This window comes from Ruegeria sp. AN6, from assembly GCF_056540425.1.
Genome location: NZ_JBQFWR010000001.1, coordinates 194,249 through 215,906, shown reverse-complemented (window position 1 = coordinate 215,906; position 21,658 = coordinate 194,249). Strand labels below are relative to the sequence as shown.

General features: G+C 56.5%; 18 protein-coding genes. 13 read left to right on the top strand and 5 right to left on the bottom strand.

From position 1 onward, the window contains the following. Nucleotides 1–13: 13 nt before the first annotated feature. From ACR0MQ_RS01070 to ACR0MQ_RS01060, 3 genes are read left to right on the top strand one after another with little or no spacing between them, the layout of a single operon-like run. The gene (locus ACR0MQ_RS01070; protein WP_170421206.1) at nucleotides 14–376 is read left to right on the top strand and encodes a DUF3302 domain-containing protein; all 363 of its coding nucleotides are present in this window, start codon (nucleotides 14–16) and stop codon (nucleotides 374–376) included. Between the two features lie 21 nt (nucleotides 377–397). Next, nucleotides 398–1,543, top strand: a complete 1,146-nt coding sequence (locus ACR0MQ_RS01065) for an HlyD family secretion protein (RefSeq protein WP_170770539.1) — start codon at nucleotides 398–400, stop codon at nucleotides 1,541–1,543. An 11-nt stretch (nucleotides 1,544–1,554) separates the two neighbouring features. Beyond that, complete coding sequence (locus ACR0MQ_RS01060; RefSeq protein ID WP_480603870.1) at nucleotides 1,555–3,105, top strand: efflux transporter outer membrane subunit; 1,551 nt, start codon at nucleotides 1,555–1,557, stop codon at nucleotides 3,103–3,105. 3 nt (nucleotides 3,106–3,108) lie between these two features. Here the strand turns inward: ACR0MQ_RS01060 and mprF are convergent, their stop codons facing one another. Together mprF and ACR0MQ_RS01050 are read right to left on the bottom strand one after the other, a co-directional pair. Then, nucleotides 3,109–5,715, bottom strand: coding sequence for a bifunctional lysylphosphatidylglycerol flippase/synthetase MprF (gene mprF / locus ACR0MQ_RS01055; protein WP_170770535.1), 2,607 nt, complete (start codon nucleotides 5,713–5,715; stop codon nucleotides 3,109–3,111). 91 nt (nucleotides 5,716–5,806) lie between these two features. Then, nucleotides 5,807–6,235, bottom strand: coding sequence for an Lrp/AsnC family transcriptional regulator (locus ACR0MQ_RS01050; protein WP_010439529.1), 429 nt, complete (start codon nucleotides 6,233–6,235; stop codon nucleotides 5,807–5,809). A gap of 86 nt (nucleotides 6,236–6,321) precedes the next feature. Between ACR0MQ_RS01050 and rocF the strand changes: the two genes are divergently transcribed. Genes rocF through ACR0MQ_RS01035 form a run of 3 tightly spaced genes read left to right on the top strand, consistent with a single transcriptional unit; the run spans nucleotide 6,322 to nucleotide 9,212 of the window. Beyond that, entirely contained in the window at nucleotides 6,322–7,242 is a 921-nt protein-coding gene (gene rocF / locus ACR0MQ_RS01045) for an arginase (RefSeq protein ID WP_170770533.1), read from the top strand. Continuing rightward, nucleotides 7,242–8,162 carry a citrulline utilization hydrolase CtlX gene (gene ctlX, locus ACR0MQ_RS01040; protein ID WP_170770531.1) on the top strand — a complete coding sequence of 307 codons (921 nt, stop codon included), beginning with the start codon at nucleotides 7,242–7,244 and terminating at the stop codon, nucleotides 8,160–8,162. The genes rocF and ctlX overlap by 1 nt, the downstream gene beginning before the upstream one ends. A gap of 6 nt (nucleotides 8,163–8,168) precedes the next feature. Further along, the gene (locus ACR0MQ_RS01035; protein ID WP_480603865.1) at nucleotides 8,169–9,212 is read left to right on the top strand and encodes an ornithine cyclodeaminase; all 1,044 of its coding nucleotides are present in this window, start codon (nucleotides 8,169–8,171) and stop codon (nucleotides 9,210–9,212) included. Between the two features lie 50 nt (nucleotides 9,213–9,262). On the opposite strand, the gene ACR0MQ_RS01030 is transcribed toward ACR0MQ_RS01035, so the two are convergent. The 3 genes from ACR0MQ_RS01030 to ACR0MQ_RS01020 are packed head-to-tail and all read right to left on the bottom strand — an operon-like array spanning nucleotide 9,263 to nucleotide 12,376. Then, entirely contained in the window at nucleotides 9,263–10,666 is a 1,404-nt protein-coding gene (locus ACR0MQ_RS01030; RefSeq protein WP_480603862.1) for a TRAP transporter large permease, read from the bottom strand. A 3-nt stretch (nucleotides 10,667–10,669) separates the two neighbouring features. Beyond that, a complete protein-coding gene (locus tag ACR0MQ_RS01025; protein ID WP_480603859.1) occupies nucleotides 10,670–11,299 on the bottom strand; it encodes a TRAP transporter small permease subunit in 630 nt (209 codons plus the stop codon). 60 nt (nucleotides 11,300–11,359) lie between these two features. After that, nucleotides 11,360–12,376: a C4-dicarboxylate TRAP transporter substrate-binding protein gene (locus ACR0MQ_RS01020; RefSeq protein WP_010439518.1), complete on the bottom strand. Its 1,017-nt coding sequence runs from the start codon at nucleotides 12,374–12,376 to the stop codon at nucleotides 11,360–11,362. Nucleotides 12,377–12,784: 408 nt separating this feature from the next. Between ACR0MQ_RS01020 and acs the strand changes: the two genes are divergently transcribed. The 7 genes from acs to ACR0MQ_RS00985 all read left to right on the top strand — a co-directional run bounded on the left by acs (nucleotide 12,785) and on the right by ACR0MQ_RS00985 (nucleotide 21,589). Beyond that, entirely contained in the window at nucleotides 12,785–14,749 is a 1,965-nt protein-coding gene (gene acs / locus ACR0MQ_RS01015) for an acetate--CoA ligase (RefSeq protein WP_170770525.1), read from the top strand. 7 nt (nucleotides 14,750–14,756) lie between these two features. After that, complete coding sequence (locus ACR0MQ_RS01010) at nucleotides 14,757–15,440, top strand: adenylate kinase (protein ID WP_480603855.1); 684 nt, start codon at nucleotides 14,757–14,759, stop codon at nucleotides 15,438–15,440. A 182-nt stretch (nucleotides 15,441–15,622) separates the two neighbouring features. Next, a complete protein-coding gene (locus tag ACR0MQ_RS01005) occupies nucleotides 15,623–15,907 on the top strand; it encodes a DUF4212 domain-containing protein (protein WP_010439512.1) in 285 nt (94 codons plus the stop codon). A 5-nt stretch (nucleotides 15,908–15,912) separates the two neighbouring features. Then, the gene (locus tag ACR0MQ_RS01000; protein WP_010439509.1) at nucleotides 15,913–17,697 is read left to right on the top strand and encodes a sodium:solute symporter family protein; all 1,785 of its coding nucleotides are present in this window, start codon (nucleotides 15,913–15,915) and stop codon (nucleotides 17,695–17,697) included. Between the two features lie 107 nt (nucleotides 17,698–17,804). Next, on the top strand, nucleotides 17,805–19,628 hold the full coding sequence (locus ACR0MQ_RS00995) for a DUF294 nucleotidyltransferase-like domain-containing protein (RefSeq protein ID WP_480603852.1): 1,824 nt from the start codon (nucleotides 17,805–17,807) through the stop codon (nucleotides 19,626–19,628). A 27-nt stretch (nucleotides 19,629–19,655) separates the two neighbouring features. Then, nucleotides 19,656–20,174, top strand: a complete 519-nt coding sequence (locus tag ACR0MQ_RS00990) for a hypothetical protein (RefSeq protein ID WP_480603850.1) — start codon at nucleotides 19,656–19,658, stop codon at nucleotides 20,172–20,174. Between the two features lie 2 nt (nucleotides 20,175–20,176). Beyond that, entirely contained in the window at nucleotides 20,177–21,589 is a 1,413-nt protein-coding gene (locus tag ACR0MQ_RS00985; protein WP_170469563.1) for an exonuclease domain-containing protein, read from the top strand. Nucleotides 21,590–21,658 lie beyond the last annotated feature (69 nt).

The following is a 21,658-nucleotide window of genomic DNA, read 5'->3' as shown; positions in this document are numbered from 1 at the left end:
AGGAGGCGCGAGCATGGGACTTTTGGGGCAGCCGCTAGGCTACTATGACTATTTGACATTTGTGGCACTCATTCTGCTTCTGGCTGCCGTGATGGCGTTGTTTCTGTTTCTCATGGGTCTGCCGGGGCGAATAGCGATCAAACGCAATCACCCGCATGCCGAAGCCGTCAAGATCATGGGATGGATGGGTTTTTTGGCTATAGTCCCGTGGGTGCATGCCTTTATCTGGGCGTTCCATGACGGGGTGACAGTCGACATGCGCCGTGGCCCTGATGAAGAACGCAAAGCGATCCGGGATGAGATCAAGCGTCTGGGCGGCACCGTTAAACCGGAATACCAAGACCCGCTGGACACCGACGAAACCAAGCAAGCCTAACGCCAAAGGAATTCAGCACTCATGTTTGTCGCCCTTGGCATCACGCTGTTCTACATCATTTTTGTCTGGTTCATCTTTTTCAAGATGGAATGGCTGAAATTCAACATCATGTGGGGGATCGTCTCGTTCTGGGTCGGCGCTCATCTGCTGCTGATCTTTTTGGTCGCGCTGCGGTTCTTTCAGCCCTTCTCAGTTGACAGCCACGTTGTGCGGTCCACGATCCAGATCGTTCCGCGCCTGACACAGCCCACAATCCTGTCCGAGGTTCTGGTCGAGCCCAACACATGGGTCACGAAGGGCGATCCGCTGTATAAGTTCGACGATACGGTGTTTTCGCTGGCCGTAGACAAGGCAAATGCCCAGTTGGTGGCGGCACAGCAAAACGCGAAAATTCTCGAACAGGACGTCATCGCTGCAAGCGAAGCGGTTGAGCGTGCAAATGCGCAATTGGCGTATGCCCAAACGGAACAGGCGCGTTACGAAAACCTCGTTCCGGCTGGTGGGGCACGTCAGGACGAACTAGACCGCTGGAACGAACAGGTCGCGGAAGATCAGGCCAAAATCAAAGAGGCTCAGGCCAATCTGGAAAAGGCCAACCTCGCGCTGGATTCACAGATCGACGGGGTGAATACCGGCATTTTGGAGGCTGAGGCACAGCTGGCCGAAGCCGAGTATTTTCTGGACAACACAACGATCTATGCCCCCGAAAATGGCATGATCGTTTCACAACAGGCGCGTCCTGGTATGGTCGTGGGGGAAATTCGTCTGGGTGCCATTGCCAGCTTTGTCACCGAAGAAGACCCCTATATTCTAGCCACCTTCCGCCAGCAGAACCTGAAATTCGTTGAGGTCGGCCAACCGGTAGAAGTTGCGCTGGACCTTTACCCCGGAGAAATTCTGACCGGCAAGGTCGAAGCCGTCTGGTGGGCCACACGTCAAGGCCAATACCTGCCCTCAGGCCGCCTGCCCGGCTTTGAGCTGCCGAAGCTTCCCGGTCGGATCGCTGTTCAAATCTCAGTCGATGTGCCTGAGGGGCACACCTTCCCCGCTGGTGGCCATGCGGCCGTAGCAATCTACACGGGCATGGGTCAAAGTTTTGAGTTTCTGAGGCGCATCAATATCCGCCTCTATTCCTTTGCCAACTTCATCCGGCCGCTGGATATCTGAGGATGCGTAAGATGACTCTCCGCCGGTTGTTGGGCAACGCCCTTTGCGCTGCCACTCTCGCCGCCTGTACGCCGGTGGGGCCCGATTTCGTGCGTCCCAACTCTCCAGTGGTGAAGCAATGGATGGAGGTCAACAACCCCAGCGCGGGTCAAAGCGGCCTGACCTCGCGCAGCGCCCCCGTTGTGCGCTGGTGGGAGACATTCAACGATCCGACGCTGAACAAACTAATCGCCGAAGCCTATGCGCAAAACCTGACCTTGCAGGTTGCGGGCGCCCGAGTACTTCAGGCTCGTGCGCAACTTGGTATCGCATTTGGAGAGCTGTACCCGCAGTCGCAGGCCGTGGGCGGTTCGCTGCAACGCCGACAGATCAGCGACAACCTTGGGCCGATTTCGGATATACGGCGTATCATCCCTTTGGACACCGAATTCTCAACCTCGCAAGTCGGTTTTGATGCGCAATGGGAACTGGACGTTTGGGGCCAACAACGTCGCGGCGTACAGGCCGCACGGTCTAACCTTGCACTACAGGTCGCCAATTATGACGACGCTCTAGTCACGCTTACCGGGGACGTTGCAGCGCTATATATCAACATCCGTTCGTTGCAGGAGGCTCTGCGCATCGCGCGGGAGAACATCACGATCCAGCAGGAATCCGCAGACCTCACCCAGTTACGCTTTAACAACGGCGTGACGACCGAGCTGGATGTGCAGGAATCAACTGCTCTGCTCAACAACACGAAGGCGCTAGTGCCCGAGCTGGAAAGCGATATCCAACAGGCCAAGAACGCGCTGGCAGTTCTTTTGGGCAAAACCCCTTCCCAGATGGCGGGCCTGATTGGAAATTCGGGCCGCATTCCAACAGGGCGCAGCAACGTAGCTGTGGGAGTCCCTGCCGAATTGCTACGGCGGCGGCCCGACGTCCGCGCCGCCGAACTTGCGGCTGCCACCCAGTCGGCGCAGGTGGGAATCGCTTTGGCTGATCTCTATCCGCAATTCATCCTGTCTGGGTCGATCGGATTGCAGGCTTCGGGCGGGCGTGATCTGTTCAGCACCAATAGTGCCACGGGATTGGCCAGTGCAGGCGTTGTCTGGAATGTCCTGAACTATGGCCGCATCAAGAACAACGTCCGCGCTCAGGATGCGGCTTATCAGGCGTTGATCGCAAATTACCAGAACACTGTGCTGACCGCCTATTCAGAGGTTGAAAGTGCGATGGTCGCCTATGCACAGGCGCGCAAACAGGTCACCTTTTATCAGCGTAGCGTTGAAGCATCGCGCAAAGCTGCTGACATAGCCGTAGATCAATACCGCGATGGCATCGCCAGTTATTCCCGTATCTTGAATACACAGACTGCCCTGCTCCGTTCACAAGCAAACTTGATCGAGGCGCGGCAAGAAGTCTCGTCCAATCTGGTCGCGATCTACAAAGGTTTGGGTGGCGGCTGGCAGATCCGTCAGAATCAGGAGTTCCTACCCGAGACTGTTCTGGCCGAAATGGCCTATCGCACCGATTGGGGTGATCTGCTTGAGAAAACGCCAACACGCGCCAGCCTGAACTAAACGCTATTTCGTCAACCCGCGCAGGCCACCCGAGATCAGGATGTTAACTTCGTAGAGGATACGTGGCGCCGCCAATCCGCCGGGGCTGGCCAGATAGTTGGGGCTCCATTCCGGATCGAATTTCTGCTTGAAGGCGCGCAGGCCTTCGAAGTGGTAGAACTGCTCGCCATGTTCATAAACGAACCCACCGATCCGATTCCAAAGCGAGGCCAACTGCCGGTTCTCAATCCCTGAGAACGGAGCAGCGCCCAGCGAGAACCAGTGGAATCCCTGCTCGGAACCCCAGACCATCATCTCGGCGAACAGTGCGTCCATGACAAAACTGGGACTGTCGGGTTCGTAACGCATCAGGTCCAGAGACAATTCGGATTTGTTTCCGCCTTGAAACAGGTTGGCGAAAGCCATGATCTTGCCTGTCTCATCCCGCAGAACGGCGTGGTCGAAATAGGACAGGTAGGCATCATCAAAGCCGCCCAGTGCAAAACCTTTTTCCTCACCCGCCTTTTGCGCCAACCAGTCGTCCGAGATCTGATGAAGCTCGGGCAACACCGGAGCAAGCTGTTCCTTGGGGATGATTTCGAACTTGTACCCTTCACGCTCGGCCCGGTTCTTGGCCTGACGAAACCGTTTGCGCGATTTTCCATCCAGAGAGAAATCCTGCAGCGGCACGCGGGCCACTTCTCCGATCTTCAAGATAGATAGGCCGAGGTCGAGGAAAGTTGGCAGATACTTGGTCGATACACTGTAGAAGGCACAAAGCTTGCCTTCGCGATCGGCCATTTCTCGCAATTGCCAGATCAGTTGTTGCCCTGCCTTTTCATCTCCCACCGGCTCACCCTTGGTGATAAGCGCGTTGCCAGTATCGGCATAAGCGAGGAATGCGGTTTCGTCGGGTGAAATCAGGAATTGCTTGTCGCCCGTAAGCGAAATCTGAGACTCGGTGTCTTCGCTTTCCATCACAAGCCGTTCAACGACTTCGGGAATTTCAGTGCGAACCGGAGCCGGAATTTCTCTCCCAAACAGAGAGTTCACCGCCACAATGCCAAGGATCACAGCGACAACAAGGCTTGAGCGTAGGAAACGTGAGGCATCGCCGCTCCAGGCAAAATCCCACCACAAGGCGTTCTCGTATTCAACATGGGAATAAGCGAACAACCCGATCCAGAAAATGACTGCCAGCAATGCGACTACGCTGACCAGCCATGGGATATTCAGCCGAAAGATCGACGCACCACTAACCCGGTAGAAAGCCCCCCGAAACATCGCCAGAAGGCCAATCGTAAACAGCAAGGACAGGGCTTCATGTGTATCCAACCCCTTGGCGAGCGAGGCAAAGAAACCAGCCGCCATCAACAACATGGCTACGACCCATGCGCGATAGAGTTTGCGGAATAGTCCACGCGATACCAACAGTAGTAAAACGCCCACTGCGCTGCCTGCGAGGTGTGAGGCCTCGACAAACGACAAGGGCAGCACCGCACGCAGTACGCCAAGGTTTTGGGAACTGGAAGGTAAGGCACCCGAGACCAGCAAGATCACCCCAGCCACTGCCGCAACACCCGCGGCCACCATCGGGACAATGGGGCGGATTGCGCGATAAACCCAGGTCATCGCGCCCCCGATGCGTCGGCGCTGAGTCATTGCCGATGCGACCGCAATCGACAGGCTGGCAATGGCAAATGGCAAAAAAGTATAGATCAGCCGGTACAGTAGAAGTGCAGCAATGACATCAGACCGGCCCGATGCCCCGAGGCCTGCAATCAGGGTCGCTTCGAACACGCCTATTCCACCCGGTGCATGGCTGAGGATGCCCACCGCGATTGCACCGATATAGACCGCGAAGAAATATGGATAGCCAAAACCCAGATCGTCAGGCATCAATACCCAAAGCGCCATGGACGCGCCGAACAGATCGCCAACTGCAGCGACTGTCAGCAAGCTGGCCAGCTTACCACCCGGCAGGTTGAACCCGAAGCCGCCATACGCCAATCGCCGCCCACCGCTTGAAAGCCAGACAAACAGAACAATCAGCCCCGCAAGCATGCAGAGGCCTATCACAGTTTCCATTGTCTCACTGATGGGCAGGACCTTGGAAATACCGTCAGGATGGATGGTGAGCAGCAGGCCCAGAAGCAGAACCAGCCCCATCCAGAACGCCACCCACGAGGTCGCGATCACTCCCGCAACGCGCCCCAAATCCAGCCCGAGCGAGGCATAGATCCGATATCGGATCGCGGTGCCGGTGATGTAAGAGAATCCAAGGCAATTCGACACCGCGTAACCGCTCGCCCCAGCCATTCCGGCAACGGGCAAAGGCACCTTTCCACCAGCCACACTCTGCACGGCAAGGACATCATAGAATGATAGAGACAGAAAACTAAACGCCGTCCAACACAGCGCGAAGAACATGAACTTCCCAGGCTTCGCCGCGATATCACTTTGGATATCTGACCATTTCACATGTGCAGACAGGTCGTGCAGAACCGCGAGTGCTATTCCGGTGATCAGCAGCGGAACCGCAATCTTGACCAATGGCTTTTCCAGCAACCCTGCTACGCGCTCGGCCAAATTTTCCACGCGCGTCTCATTGGTGCTCGCCTCTGTGGTCATACCGTACGTCCCTGCCCTATGATCTTCAGATCAGTGTTAATTCAAAGCTTTGCACGATTCTCGAATCCGTCAAAGTGGCTTGAACAGCCTGTCACGAACGGCCCTTGCGCGTAGAAAGCAACAGGTTTGTCTCGGACCGCGTGATGCCTTCCATCCGCCTGATCTGGAACAACACTTCATCAAGCTCGTCCAGAGTATCTGTGCCGATCTCGGCTATCAGATCCCAACTGCCATTGGTCGAGTGTACTGCCCGAACTTGCCGCATCGCAGCCAGCCGGGACCTGATCCGCTCGGTCCCGCGACCTTCGATTCCAAGCATCATCAATCCACGTACGGGGCTTTCCGACACACCCTGCCGGGTCACCACAGTGAACCCTACGATTTCGCCAGATTGCTTGAGACGCTGCAGTCGGCTGCGCACAGTCGTTCGTGTTACGCCAAGCAATTCGGCCAATTCTGACAGCGATGCGCGTGCGTCCCTATGCAGGGCATTCAGCAACCTATTATCCAGTTCGTCCATACTTAATTACCAAATAGAATTTTGTTGATCCAGTTTGATCAATTTGCCCTCTTCTCTCAACTCATATCGTATCGATAGATAGACTTATGAGCAAACAGAACATCATTCTCGCCGGGATTCCGATGGATGCTGGCAAACATCGTCAGGGCTGTCGAATGGGCCCCGACGCCTACCGTGTTGCCGGGCTTGAACAAGCGCTGTCTGACCTGGGCCATACTGTAACCGACATTGGCGATACTCACCAGGATCAGGTAGATGTGCCAGAAGACGCCCATCTGTTTTCGCTTCCGGAATGCGTGGGCTGGACACAGGCGTTGAGCCGGACTGCGAATGAAGTCGCAGAGCAAGGTTTGCCGATCTTCATGGGCGGCGATCACGCGCTGTCGATGGGTACGGTGACAGGGATGGCGGCACACGCGGATGAAATCGGGCGCCCGCTCTTTGTTCTTTGGTTGGATGCACACAGTGATTTTCATACACCGAGCAGCACAGATAGCGGCAATTTACATGGAACACCCGTCGCCTATTTCACCGGTCAACCGGGGTTTGAGCCCTTTCCTCCTGTAACCACTCCAATCCCAACCAATCGCGTTGGGATGATAGGATTGCGCTCGGTTGATCCAGCCGAACGCGCGGCGCTGGAAAAGGATGACGCGATGCTGGCCGATATGCGCAGCATCGATGAACACGGCATCAAGACCCCACTTCTGGCCTTTCTCGACAAAGTACGCGAGGCCAACGGCATCCTGCATGTCTCGTTGGATGTGGATTTCCTTGACCCCTCGATCGCACCAGCAGTTGGCACCACAGTCCCCGGAGGCGCGACCGAGCGTGAGGCGCATCTGGTCATGGAACTCCTGCACGAAAGCGGCCTCGTTTGTTCGCTGGACCTCGTCGAGTTGAACCCGTTCCTTGATGAGCGCGGCCGGACCGCAAAACTGATGGTCGATCTTGCGGCCTCGCTTATGGGGCGTCGCATCTTCGATCGCCCGACCCGGAGTTTCTGATGATATCTCTTCAATCGCCTTCGGCTGTAGTGATGGTGCGCCCCCGTGCATTCGCGTCGAATCCAGAAACCCGAGACGACAATGCGTTTCAAACGCTGGCAAATCGATCTGCCGCAGCGACTTCAGCGGCTGCGCGGGATGAGCACGACAAAGCAGTAGAACAGCTTCGCGCTGCTGGTGTGACCGTTCATGTGTTTGACGATGAAGGTGAGCGCGATACACCCGACAGCGTGTTCCCAAACAACTGGTTTTCGACCCATCCGGGCGGTCATGTCGCCGTATATCCGATGTTCGTACCATCGCGCCGACGCGAAAGACGCTCAGATGTGATTGAGATGCTAAAGCATGAATATCGTGTTCAGGACATCATCGATTATTCCGGCCTCGAACAGGACGACCTCGCGCTTGAGGGTACGGGCGCAATGGTTTTGGATCACGTGGGCCGTATTGCCTACACCGTTCGATCCAACCGCGCTGATCCGGTGTTGTTGGAACGTTTCTGTACGCATTTCAACTATGAGCCGATCGCGTTCGATGCAAAGGATGCCGAAGGACGCGATGTCTATCACACCAATGTTCTGATGGGGATCGGGACGCACTACGCGCTGATCTGTTTGGACATGATTTCCGACCCAGAACGTCGGGCAACAGTTCGGGCACGGCTTGAGGAGTCTGGTCGTACTGTCATCGATCTGTCTCATGAACAGATCGCAGATTTTGCAGGAAACGCGATTGAGCTTAGCGGCAACGATGGTCTTGTTTTGGCGCTGTCCAGCCGTGCGCTAATGGCTCTTACGCCCGCTCAAGTCGCGGTTATCGAAGCCAGCGCAACTCCGCTGCCACTCTCGGTTCCCACAATTGAAACAGCCGGTGGATCCGTACGTTGTATGATCGCTGGTATCCATCTTTCCCGCCGATAGGAGTCTTTGATGCAACCCTCTGATAAGGCCCTCGTGCCGTTTGTATCCGTCGACAACATGATGCGTCTGGTTCACCACGTCGGGGTCGAACAGATGATCACACAGATTGCTGCGCAGATCGAAGCTGATTTCAAACGCTGGGAGAGTTTTGATAAAACGCCCCGCATCCCGGCTCACTCACCGCACGGCGTAATCGAACTGATGCCAACCTCGGATGGTGAGGCTTACGGGTTCAAATACGTAAACGGGCATCCCAAGAACACGTCTGAGGGCCTGCAAACCGTGACAGCGTTTGGCCTGCTCGCTGATGTCTACACCGGCTACCCGACATTATTGACGGAAATGACTATGCTGACCGCTCTGCGGACGGCAGCAACTTCGGCGCTGGTTGGCAAATACCTCGCGCCCAAATCCGCGACGACGATGGCGATGATCGGAAACGGCGCGCAATCCGAGTTCCAGTGCCTCGCATTCAAGGCCATGTGCGGGATCGATACCGTCCGGCTTTATGACACCGATGCAAACGCGACTGCGAAATGCGCGGCCAACCTCAAGGGCAAAGGGTTGACGGTTGTGCCCTGCAAAACGCCAGAGAACGCGATCGAAGGCGCCCAGATCATAACGACCTGCACCGCTGACAAGAAATACGCCACCATCCTGACAGACAATATGGTCGGCCCCGGCGTCCACATCAACGCGATTGGCGGCGATTGCCCCGGCAAAACCGAACTGCACCGCGATATCCTTCTGCGCTCGGCTATCTTTGTAGAATACCCCGAGCAAACACGGATCGAAGGTGAAATACAGGCTCTGGAGGATGATCACCCGATCACCGAGATGTGGGAAGTGATGACCGGACAGGCCAAAGGCCGCACCGATGATCGACAGATCACGTTGTTTGACAGTGTAGGTTTCGCAATCGAAGATTTTTCGGCACTACGATACATCAAAAGTGCAATTGAAGGCACTGATTTCTATGAAGCATTGGATATGCTCGCAGACCCTGACGACCCAAGGGACCTGTTTGGGATGTTGATGCGGGCAGGATAAAGAACCCGCACATCAATAACTGTGCCCTGGCCTTTGGCCGGGGCTTTTTCTTATCCGGCCAGCGATGGCAAGTATAGAACGATCCCCGGAAAAGCCACCAGCAGCGCGATGGTCAGCGCATCTGCAATGAAGAACGGCGTCACACCCTTGAACACATCCTGAACGCTAAGGTCTGGCCGCACCCCGGCAACGACAAAACAATTCAGGCCAATTGGTGGTGTGATCAGGCAGAACTCGGCCATTTTCACCACAAGAATACCAAACCAGATCGCGCACATTGGCCCAGACATGCCAAATGCGCTGTCTGCGGCGCTGACGGCCTCGCCCCCATTCAGGGCCATAACGGCGGGATACACGACAGGCAGTGTCAAAAGCAGCATGCCGATCGCATCCATGAACATGCCCAGCACTGCATAGGCCAGCAGGATGCAGATCAGAATCAGCATGGGTGACATTTCCAGCGAAGTGATCCAGTCGGAAAACGCTCCGGGCAGATCAGCGAATCCCAGAAAGCGGACATAAATCAGAACGCCCCAGATGATCGCAAAGATCATGGCGGTCAGTTTGGCGGTTTCGAGTAGGGCCGACTTGAACTCTGGCCAGCGCATGCCGTGGATCAGGGCAAAGCAAAACACGATGAAGGCACCGATGGCTCCGCCCTCGGTTGGGGTGCCCCAGGCCTTGTCGCCAAACGGGTTGTAAACGAAACAAATGATGATGAGGATCACGGCCACGATGGGCAAAGCGCCCGGAAGCGCAGCAAATCGTTGTTTCCAGGTGAACCCGGTAACCGGCGGTCCGACAGATTTGAAGATCACGGCAATGCCGACGATCAGTAGCCCGTAAATCACCGCCGAGAACGCACCGGGTATAAATCCCGCAAGCAGCAGTTTTCCTACATCCTGCTCGACAATGATCGCATAAATCACAAGAATCGCGGATGGAGGAATGAGCGAAGCCAAGGTCCCGCCAGCGGCAACGACGCCGGCGGCGAAGCGTTTGTTGTAGCCGACGGCTAGCATCTCGGGGATGGCGATTCTTGCAAAAACGGCTGATGTGGCGACCGATGCACCTGAGACCGCTGCGAAACCGGCGGTCGCAAAGATCGTTGAAACGGCCAACCCGCCGGGCACCCATGCCACCCAGCGTTTTGCTGCCTCAAACAAGGCGCGGGTCAGGCCAGCGTAATAGGCCAGATAGCCGATCAGGATAAATGTCGGGATCAGGCTGAGCGTATGAGACGCCACCTTGGAATGTGGCACCTGCCCCGCCGTTTTGACGGCCACCGTCAGTGCTTTTCCAAACCGCTCGGGGTCATACCCAAATTTCGCCCAGAATATCCAAATAAGGCCAACCAAACCTGCCAACCCGGCAGCAAAGGCCACGCGCATACCAGTGACGACAAGAACCAGCAGCCCGGCGGTGACCCAAAGGCCGATATCAATCGTATCCATGGGTCAGTTACGTCCTTCGAATTGTTCGGCCTCGGCTGCAGCCTGTGCAGCGGCATCCTGTATCAGCGGTACGGCCACCGGGGTTTCGAGCCCCAGCAAGAACGCGCGACCATAGCCCCAGACCTGCAGGACCAATCGAGCACAAAGAATCGAAAAAGCAACGGGCGCCAACAGCTTGGCTGGCCAAATAGGAATCCCGATATCGATTGAGCTGTCGCGGCTCCACATCGGGGCGCCAAAATCAAAGGAGCGGTCGAAATGGGACCAACTGCCCCAAACCAGTGCCAGCATCAGCAGCAGGATCAACAGAACCGAGATCAGTTCAAACAACCACAGCGCCCGCCCTTTCAGGCGCGAGATCACGATATCCATTCGGATGTGCCCGCCATCGCGTTGCACAAACGAAATGCCCAAAAATGCGATCAGGGGCATCGCCTGTTCTATCCAGTCAACATAGCCGGGCAACGGCGCATTCAAGGCGTTTCGGCCGCTGACTGACACAACAGCCAGCACCATCAGTCCGAAGACCGCAAATCCACTGATCAGCGCCATAAAGCGCTCCAGTCGCAACAATCGGTGATCCAGCCGACTTAGAAGACCGCCATCCTCAAGCACCGTGGCATGTCCTGCCATCTCAGCAATCCTTTGATTGTAGGAAAGGCCGGGGGCCCAATGACACCCGGCGAAGGGCGATTAATTACCGCCGCGTTGCTGTTGCAGTGTTGCCTGCACTAGATCGTACAGGTCCTGCGCTGGCAAACCCTGAGCCGTCATGTCTTCAATCCATTTTGCGCGGATTGGATCGGCGGCCTTGGCGCGGAACTCTTCAAGAACTGCGCCGTCAATCTCGACCTTTTCAACGCCCTTTTCTTCCAGAACGCCGTCCCACTTTTCAAGCAGTCCACCGTAGTTGGCCAGATAATGTGCGATCGCCTCATCAATCGAGCTATCAAGCGCCTCACGGTGTTCCGCTGGCAGGGCTTCATAGGCGTCTATATTCACCACAACCGGGCAATTCACGGTTCCCGGATTGAGGTTCGCCGTCCACCAGTCGGCTTCGTTGATGGTTCCAAACGACAGATGCGCATGCTGAGCGAAGGCCACTGTATCGACCACGCCCGATTCCATCGCATTGTAGGCTTCGGTTGCGGGCACGGACGTAGGTACTCCACCAACCGCTTCAAATGCTTGCCCCAAACCACCGGTGGCGCGGACGCGCATTCCGTCGAAATCGGCAAGTTCATCACGAGGGTCACCGGTGCCAACAAGGTTATATTGAGGCATCGGCGAAGTCATGATGATACGCGCGTTCCATTGCGCCATCTCATCCTTGACCGCCGGGTGATCATAAACCGCGTGGCTGACGGCCACTTCTTCATCCAGTGTGTTCACACCCAGGAAGGGCAGTTCCAGAACAGTGATCGCGCGGTTCTTGTCGCGGTGGTAGCCCGCGCAGAACTGCGCCATCTCAAACGCACCAATCTCGATCCCGTCCAGATTTTCCTTGGGCTTCGACAGGCCACCATAGCTGACATTGATGGTGAAATCGCCGCCGGTTTTCTCGTTCACCAGTTCAGCCAGTTTTTCAACATGTTCGGTAAAAGCACGACGTTTACCCCAGACCGAGGCATTCCATTCGGTCGCGGCTGCCTCGGTGACAAACGCCACGCTCAGGGCGGCAAAGGCCGCACCACTCAGTATCTTATTCATTGTGATCTCTCCCATAGATGCGCCCCCTATCGAGGCGCTTGAAAGAGAAGCTAGCGCCTAGTCTGGAATCTGCCAACCCCTGCTTGGATAAGCGGTGTTACCGCAATCAATTCAGCTCAACAAAATGGGGCTATACACTAATATTCCAGAACCGATCCGTTGAGCTTTATATATGTTACAGTTATATTATTGTTATTATTATATAATTACTATTTATTTCATATTTGTTTACAAGTAACGCGATTATTCTGAAACTTATTTACAAAGAAGTTCAAGGATTATCGCAATTTATTTATTTCTTTTCTGATCTCCGTATTATTCGACTCGGGGAGGAAATGGATCGACATTGTCTGATCGGCTGGCAATATCGGTCACATGCAATCCAGTCTAGAGGGAGGAGCCTCAAAAATGACCACCGCTGCCCAGGCAGATGCCAAGACATATCCGCCATCCGCAGAAACCGTCGCCCGCGCGCATGTCGACGCCGACAAATACGCAGATATGTATGCTGCGTCGATCAACAACCCTGAGGCATTTTGGGATGAGCAAGGCAAGCGCGTTGACTGGATCAAGCCCTATACTCAGGTCAAAGACGTCAGCTATGAATTTGGTTCGGTTGGCATAAATTGGTATGCGGACGGTACGCTGAACGTCTCAGCCAACTGCTTGGACCGTCATTTGAAGACGCGTGGCGATCAGACGGCCATTATCTGGGAGCCAGATGATCCAAACGACACGGCTCAGTATATTACTTATGCCGAACTGCATCGCCGCACTTGCCGGATGGCCAACATCCTTGAGTCGATGGGTGTACGCAAAGGCGACCGCGTTGTCATCTATCTGCCAATGATCCCCGAAGCTGCTTACGCGATGCTGGCTTGTGCACGGATCGGAGCGATTCATTCGATTGTATTTGCCGGATTTTCACCCGACGCGTTGGCGGCACGTATCAACGGCTGCGACGCCAAAGTCGTCATCACTGCCGATGAGGCGCCCCGTGGTGGCCGCAAGACCCCGCTGAAGTCGAACGCAGACGCTGCACTGCTGCACTGTAAGGACACAGTAAAATGCTTGGTCGTTAAACGCACTGGCGGGCAAACCACGTGGATCGACGGTCGTGACTACGATTACAACGAAATGGCGCTTGAGGCGGACGACTATTGTGCACCCGCTGAGATGAACGCTGAAGACCCGCTGTTCATCCTCTATACCTCCGGTTCGACAGGTCAGCCCAAGGGCGTTGTTCATACGACCGGCGGCTATTTGGTCTATGCGGCCATGACGCATGAGATCACGTTCGATTATCACGAAGGCGACATTTACTGGTGCACGGCGGATGTGGGCTGGGTCACCGGCCACAGCTATATCGTCTATGGCCCGCTGGCCAACGGTGCGACCACGCTGATGTTCGAAGGTGTGCCTACCTATCCGGATGCCTCGCGCTTCTGGCAGGTGTGTGAAAAGCACAAGGTGAACCAGTTCTATACCGCCCCAACTGCGCTGCGCGCTCTGATGGGGCAAGGCAACGAGTGGGTCGAGAAGTGCGACCTGAGCGACCTACGCACGTTGGGCACGGTCGGCGAGCCTATCAATCCGGAGGCCTGGAACTGGTATAACGAAGTGGTTGGCAGTGGACGTTGTCCGATCGTTGACACCTGGTGGCAGACCGAAACTGGCGGTCACTTGATGACCCCCCTGCCCGGTGCTCACGCGATGAAGCCCGGCTCGGCGATGAAGCCCTTCTTTGGCATTCAGCCCGTGGTTCTCGACCCTCAGTCCGGTGTTGAGATCGAAGGCAATGGTGTCGAAGGCGTTCTGTGCATCAAGGACAGCTGGCCCGGTCAGATGCGCACCGTTTGGGGCGATCATGAGCGGTTCGAAAAGACCTATTTCTCGGATTACAAAGGCTACTACTTCACAGGCGACGGCTGCCGTCGCGATGAGGATGGCGATTACTGGATCACTGGCCGCGTCGATGATGTGATCAACGTCTCGGGTCACCGGATGGGTACTGCCGAAGTGGAAAGCGCACTGGTGGCACATGCCGCCGTGGCCGAGGCCGCCGTTGTCGGTTATCCACATGAAATCAAAGGGCAAGGCATCTATTGCTATGTCACATTGATGAATGATCGCGAGCCTTCGGATGATCTACTGAAGGAGTTGCGCACTTGGGTCCGGACCGAGATCGGCCCGATCGCCAGCCCGGATGTGATCCAGTGGGCTCCTGGCCTGCCCAAGACACGCTCGGGCAAGATCATGCGCCGCATCCTGCGCAAGATTGCCGAGAACGACTTTGGCTCGCTTGGGGATACTTCCACACTGGCCGATCCTTCGGTGGTCGAAGACCTAATCGAAAACCGCGCGAACAAGTGAGGATGTGATGGAGGCTGCCACGACCATATCCCCCGCCGTTCTGATCCTTCTCGGCCCTCCGGGCGCCGGGAAGGGCACGCAGGCCCGTATGTTGGAAGAGAAGTTCGGGCTTGTACAACTCAGCACCGGTGATCTGCTGCGCGACGCGGTTGCCGCAGGCACTGATGCCGGTAATGCGGCCAAAGCGGTAATGGAGGCCGGTGATCTTGTCAGCGACGGGATAGTCATCGCTATCCTGCGCGACCGCATGGCGGAACCGGACTGCGCCAAGGGCGTCATTCTTGATGGATTCCCGCGCACTACCGTTCAGGCCGAAGCGCTTGATGGTTTACTCGCGTCGTCAGATCAGAAGATCAACGCGGCCATCAGCCTTGAGGTTGAAGACGCCGAAATGGTTACGCGGATTTCGGGTCGCTACACGTGCGCCGGATGCGGTGAAGGCTATCACGACACGTACAAGCAGCCCGTCGAAGACGGCAAATGTGACAAGTGCGGCCACACCGAATTCAAGCGCCGCGCTGATGACAATGCCGAGACGGTCGCTTCGCGGCTCACCGCCTATCACACGCAAACCGCACCATTGATTGACTACTATCAAGCCCAGGGCGTGCTGAAAGGCATCGATGCCATGGGTCAGATCGACGACATCGCGCAAGACCTTCACGGGATTGTCGGCGAAGTCATGGACTAAAGGGAGCAGATAAGCCCTAGGGCCTTGATCCAAAAACAGAATACTTCAATGGAACTGCCTCGGCGGACCGGAGAAGCTATGCCTGACGCCATCCGGCATCTGGCAATTTCGAGAAGCGGCCCATGGCACTGGAGGAGTTGGGCAACGGGCCGCCAATGAGGGAAGCGAAGGAGGAACCCGCGATGGCGGATCATTCAACAAACTCCGCGCAGACTGCCGAAGCCGATAAGGGCTATTGGCAGGCCAACCTGCGCCTCATCTACATCAGCCTCGCGATTTGGGCGCTGGTGTCGTTTGGATTCGGCATTCTGCTGCGTCCGCTGCTGTCTGGCATCGCCGTTGGCGGTACAGATCTGGGCTTTTGGTTCGCTCAGCAAGGATCGATCCTGGTCTTTCTGGTGCTGATCTTCAACTACGCCTGGCGCATGAACAAGCTCGACGCTGAACACGGCGTGGACGAGGAGTAAGAGCCATGGATCAGTTTACCATCAACCTGCTGTTTGTGGGCGCGTCCTTTGCGCTTTACATCGGCATCGCAATCTGGGCCCGTGCGGGTTCCACATCGGAATTCTATGCCGCCGGTCGCGGCATTCACCCGGTCACCAACGGTATGGCGACAGCGGCAGACTGGATGTCGGCGGCCTCGTTCATCTCGATGGCGGGTCTGATTGCCTTTACCGGCTATGACAACTCAACCTTTCTGATGGGTTGGACCGGTGGCTACGTGCTGCTGGCTCTGCTGCTTGCGCCTTATCTGCGTAAGTTCGGCAAATACACCGTGTCGGAATTCATCGGCGACCGCTTCTACAGCCAGACAGCCCGCATCGTTGCCGTGATTTGCCTGATCGTTGCCTCGGTGACCTATGTGATTGGTCAGATGACTGGCGTGGGCGTGGCCTTCGGCCGCTTCCTCGAAGTGTCCAACACCTCGGGTCTGCTAATCGGTGCCGCTGTTGTGTTTGCCTACGCAGTGTTTGGCGGGATGAAGGGCGTGACCTACACTCAGGTCGCTCAGTACTGCGTGCTGATCACCGCCTATACAATCCCGGCCATCTTCATCTCGTTGCAGCTGACCGGTACGCCGGTTCCGGCGCTGGGTCTGTTTGGTGACACCGCAAGCGGTGAACCCTTGCTGACCAAGCTGGACGCCATCGTGACCGAGCTGGGCTTCAATGAGTACACGGCCCACCACTCGAACACGCTGAACATGGTGCTGTTCACACTATCGCTGATGATCGGTACAGCGGGTCTGCCGCACGTCATCATGCGCTTCTTCACCGTTCCCAAGGTATCTGACGCGCGTTGGTCGGCTGGCTGGGCGCTGGTCTTCATCGCACTGCTGTACCTGACCGCCCCTGCGGTTGGTGCCATGGCGCGTCTGAACATCAGTGACATGATGTGGCCCAATGGCGGCATCGAAGGTGGCGCTGTCTCGGTCGAAGATATAGACAACGATCCGCGCTATGATTGGATGGCTACTTGGCAGAAAACCGGTCTGTTGGATTGGGAAGACAAGAACGGCGACGGCAAGATTCAGTACTACAACGACAAGAATGCCGACATGCAGGCGCTTGCCGAAGAAAAAGGCTGGGTCGGAAACGAGCTAACCAAGTTCAACCGCGACATACTGGTTCTGGCCAACCCCGAGATTGCCAACCTGCCTGGTTGGGTAATCGGTCTGGTCGCAGCCGGTGGTCTTGCGGCTGCTCTGTCTACCGCTGCGGGTCTACTGCTGGCAATTTCGTCGGCCGTGTCCCACGACCTTGTCAAAGGTGCAATCAATCCGTCGATCTCTGAAAAGGGTGAACTTCTAGCGGCGCGGATTGCCATGGCTGTAGCCATCGTTGTTGCAACCTATCTGGGTCTCAACCCTCCGGGCTTTGCGGCGCAGACGGTTGCATTGGCCTTCGGTCTGGCGGCTGCCTCTATCTTCCCGGCGCTGATGATGGGGATCTTCTCGACCCGCATCAACAACACCGGTGCGGTCGCAGGTATGCTGGCTGGTCTGACCGTAACTCTGGTCTACATCTTCCTGCATAAGGGCTGGCTGTTTATTCCGGGCACCAACTCGTTCACCGATGCTGACCCGCTTCTGGGTCCGATCAAGTCGACCTCGTTCGGCGCCATCGGTGCGATGATCAACTTTGCGGTCGCCTATTTTGTAGCAGGCGCAACCAAAGAGACTCCGCAGGAGATCAAAGATATGGTCGAAAGCATTCGCATTCCCCGTGGTGCGGGCGCAGCTCAGGATCACTGAGTGTGATGCGGTCGGTGGCTCTTGTCTTCGATCGCGTCTTTCGACTTACTGTTCCCGCCCGGCACACCACCGGGCGGGATTTTTATTCGGAACTCCGGAGAGCGTAAATGCCCCTGTCCCATGACGAAATCACCCGGTTTCTGAAATCTGTGCACCCCTATGACGCCTTGCCCCAAGATGCTTTGGACGAGCTGGCCCAGCAGATCGAAGTGCGTGAGGTCGATGCCGATGGCAGCATTTACCAGGTGGGCAACGCCTTGCCCGGCGTCTTTGTGATTTACGAAGGACAGGTGGAGATTACCGATGAGAACGGCGCTGTCGTCTCGCATCTGGGATTGCGCAATTCGTTTGGTGAACGCGGATTGCTGAAGGACGGCAAGGCCGCAACCCATGCGCGGGCCCACACGCCGACGGTGCTGATCGTGCTGCCACTGGATTTGGTGAAAAACCTGATCGACGGGCACGACGTGGTGTCCAAATTCTTCAACCGCACACGCGGTGGACGCAGCGGGCCGCAAAGCCTGGCCACCAGTGCAATTGACATTTTGATGGCGCGCGACCCTGCCACTTGCCCGCCCGATACTCCGGTTCAAAACACCGCGCAGATCATGCGCGACCGACATATCTCATCACTCTGCGTGACCGAGGGTGAAAAGTTGCTGGGCATCGCGACCCTGCGCGATATCTCGGGCAAATTCGTCGCCGAGTCGATGCCAGCAGACACTGCGGTTTCAGCCATCATGACCACCAACCCGATCACGCTGTCCCCCACCGATATCGGCTCGGACGTGCTGCATGTGATGATGGAGCGCGGCATCGGGCATATCCCAATTTCCGAGGCCGGGCGGTTGGTTGGCATCGTCACTCAAACCGACCTCACCCGTTATCAGGCGGTCAATTCTGCCGAGTTGGTGGGCCGGATCGCCCGCGCCAATACTGCCGATGAGATGGCTACAGTCACTGCCGAGATACCCCAACTGCTGGTTCAACTCGTTGCAGGCGGCAACCGGCACGAGATCGTGACACGACTGATCACCGACATTGCAGACACCGCAACACGGCGCTTGCTGGCACTGGCCGAGGCCGAGCTTGGGGCACCTCCGGTGCCATACCTGTGGCTGGCCTGCGGCTCGCAAGGACGGCAAGAGCAGACCGGTGTTTCAGATCAGGACAATTGCCTGATGCTGGATGACAGCGTAACCGAAGACGACATGGCGTACTTCGCAGATCTGGCCAAGTTCGTATCGGACGGGCTGGACGCCTGCGGGTATTTCTATTGCCCCGGCGACATGATGGCGACAAATCCACGTTGGTGCCAACCAGTCAGGGTCTGGCGCGATTACTTCAAAGGATGGATCGACAGGCCAAACCCTGAGGCACAGATGCTGGCCTCGGTCATGTTCGATCTGCGTCCGATCGGGGGCAATTTCGACCTGTTCACTGACCTGCAGTCCGAGACTTTGGCCAATGCCAGCGCAAACTCGATCTTCGTGGCGCACATGATCTCGAATTCGCTGAAACACACACCACCATTGGGGCTGCTGCGCGGTTTTGCAACGATCCGGTCGGGTGAGCACCGCAATACGCTGGACCTCAAGCACAATGGCGTCGTGCCTGTGGTTGATCTGGCACGCATCTACAGCCTTCAGGGTCAGTTAACCGAGGCCAACACGCGCGCCCGTCTGACCGCTGCCCAGGCAGCAGATGTCCTGAGTGCATCCGGTGCGCGCGATCTTTTGGACGCCTATGATCTGATTGCCGAGACGCGGCTGGAACATCAGGTCAGATTAGTGAAATCCGGTGACGCGCCGGACAATTATCTGCCCCCAACCGCCCTTTCGGACTTTGAGCGAAGTCATCTTCGCGATGCCTTCGTCGTGGTAAAAACGATGCAATCGGCGGTTGGTCATGGCAAAGGTATGCTGGGCTAATTCAGGCCTGAATAACGGAGAGACAATATGTTTCTGGAATTGATAGGCACGGTCTTTGCAGGTTTTGCCTTTGCCGGCATTGTCATGGTGCTGAACAAACTAACCGGTGGCCGGTTGCCAAAATGGGCCGCGCCGGTCGCGGCAGGCGTTGGGATGATCGCCATGACGATCTCAAGCGAATATTCCTGGTATGATCGCACGCGTGGTCAACTGCCTGATGGGCTGGCAATTGTCGAAGAGATCGAAAGCCGCGCGATTTATAGACCTTGGACATATGCTGTGCCCTTCGTCGATCGCTTCGCCGCTATCGATACCGTATCTGTTCGCACAAACGAAAGTGTCCCTGATCAACGTCTTGTGGATCTCTACTTCTTCGGCCGCTGGGCACCGGTTTCAAAACTGCCGATTGCAGTCAATTGTGCCGAGAATAGTCGCGCCAATTTGGTTGACGGTGCAGAATTTGCAACCGATGGCAGCCTGACGAACGCAACATGGTTCAAGGCCGAGACCGGAGATCCGATCATCGAGGCGACTTGCGGAGTCTGACCATGTTGCACAAGCTAAGCCTACGCCTGCGCATCTTCCTGTTTTTTTGTCTGCTGGCCTTGGGCGGGATACTTGTTAGCACAGTGGTCTTGTGGATTAGCTATGAACGTGCGGCCGACCCGGCACTGATCAATGCATTTATCTTCGCGGATGCGTTGATCGCCTTCGGTTTGCTCGGACTGGTCGCAGGTGTCTGGCTGTTGTTCGATGATAACGTGGCTAAACCGATCGAACGTCTTTCCGCGCAACTTCGGGCCCGCGCCCATGCAGGGGTCAGCACAGATCTCGATTTGGAAGCTGCGCGGTATCTGGGTGATCTTGCCCCAGCGGCCGCGGGGCTAGCAGAACAGCTGGCCGAAAACGCCATGACCACCGCCCAGGCCGTCGCAGCGGAAACCGCCCATCTGGCGGCTGAGAAAAAACGCCTCACCGCCCTGCTGACCGAGATACCCGTCGCCATGCTTCTGGCAAGCCCCAAGCATCAGATCGTTCTGTATGACGCGCAGGCCGCCGGGGTACTGGCCCAGATCGCCCACCCCCGCCTGAACGCATCTTTGTTTGACTATCTTGAAAGCACTGGCCTCACCGATGCCTACAAAGAGATGTGCAAGACCGGCATGGATGTCTATTGCACTTTGTCCAGCGTTGATGGGCGGCAAACCTATACCGCGCGGATGAAACCGCTGGGTGACGCTCCGGGTTATATGCTGGTCTTTGAAGGCAGCGTTGCCCGCATTCCGCCCGAGGATGCCCGCCCTCTGGTCTATGATTTCGAGCTGCTCGACACACCCGGGGATGACGTCTTTGAGGAACGCAGCCTGTCGGACCTGTGTTTCGTGGTCTTTGACACTGAAACGACCGGCTTGTTGCCTCATAAAGACGAGATCGTTCAGATAGGAGCTGTGCGGGTGGTAAAGGGCAAGATTGTCGAGGGTGAGAAGTTCGACACACTTGTCGATCCGGGTATACCGATCCCGCCAGCCTCGACCAAAGTCCATAAGGTTAACGACAGGATGGTGCAGGGTGCGCCCGACATCGCCGGGGCCGGGCAAAGCTTTCACCAATTCGCCCGTGACGCTGTGATTGTCGCCCATAACGCACCATTCGACATGGCTTTCCTGCGCCGTCATGCCGACCGTATGGAGGTAGACTGGTCCCACCCCATTCTTGACACTGTTTTGCTGTCGGCTGTTCTTTTCGGAGCAAGCGAAACCCACACACTGGATGCGGTTTGTGATCGGCTGGGTGTAACCATACCTGAAACCCTACGCCATACTGCTCTGGGCGATGCGGTTGCCACTGCCGAGGCTCTGGTCCGAATGTTGCCAATGCTTAAGGCACGCGGCATGACAACCTTTGGCGACGTAATCGCGGAAACCCGTAAACACGGGCGGTTGCTGGAGGATCTGAACTAGCCGGAAAATCCTCAATTCACCGCAGCTTTTCGTGGACAATCCCTGCGCCACATGGCACCTGAGACAGGC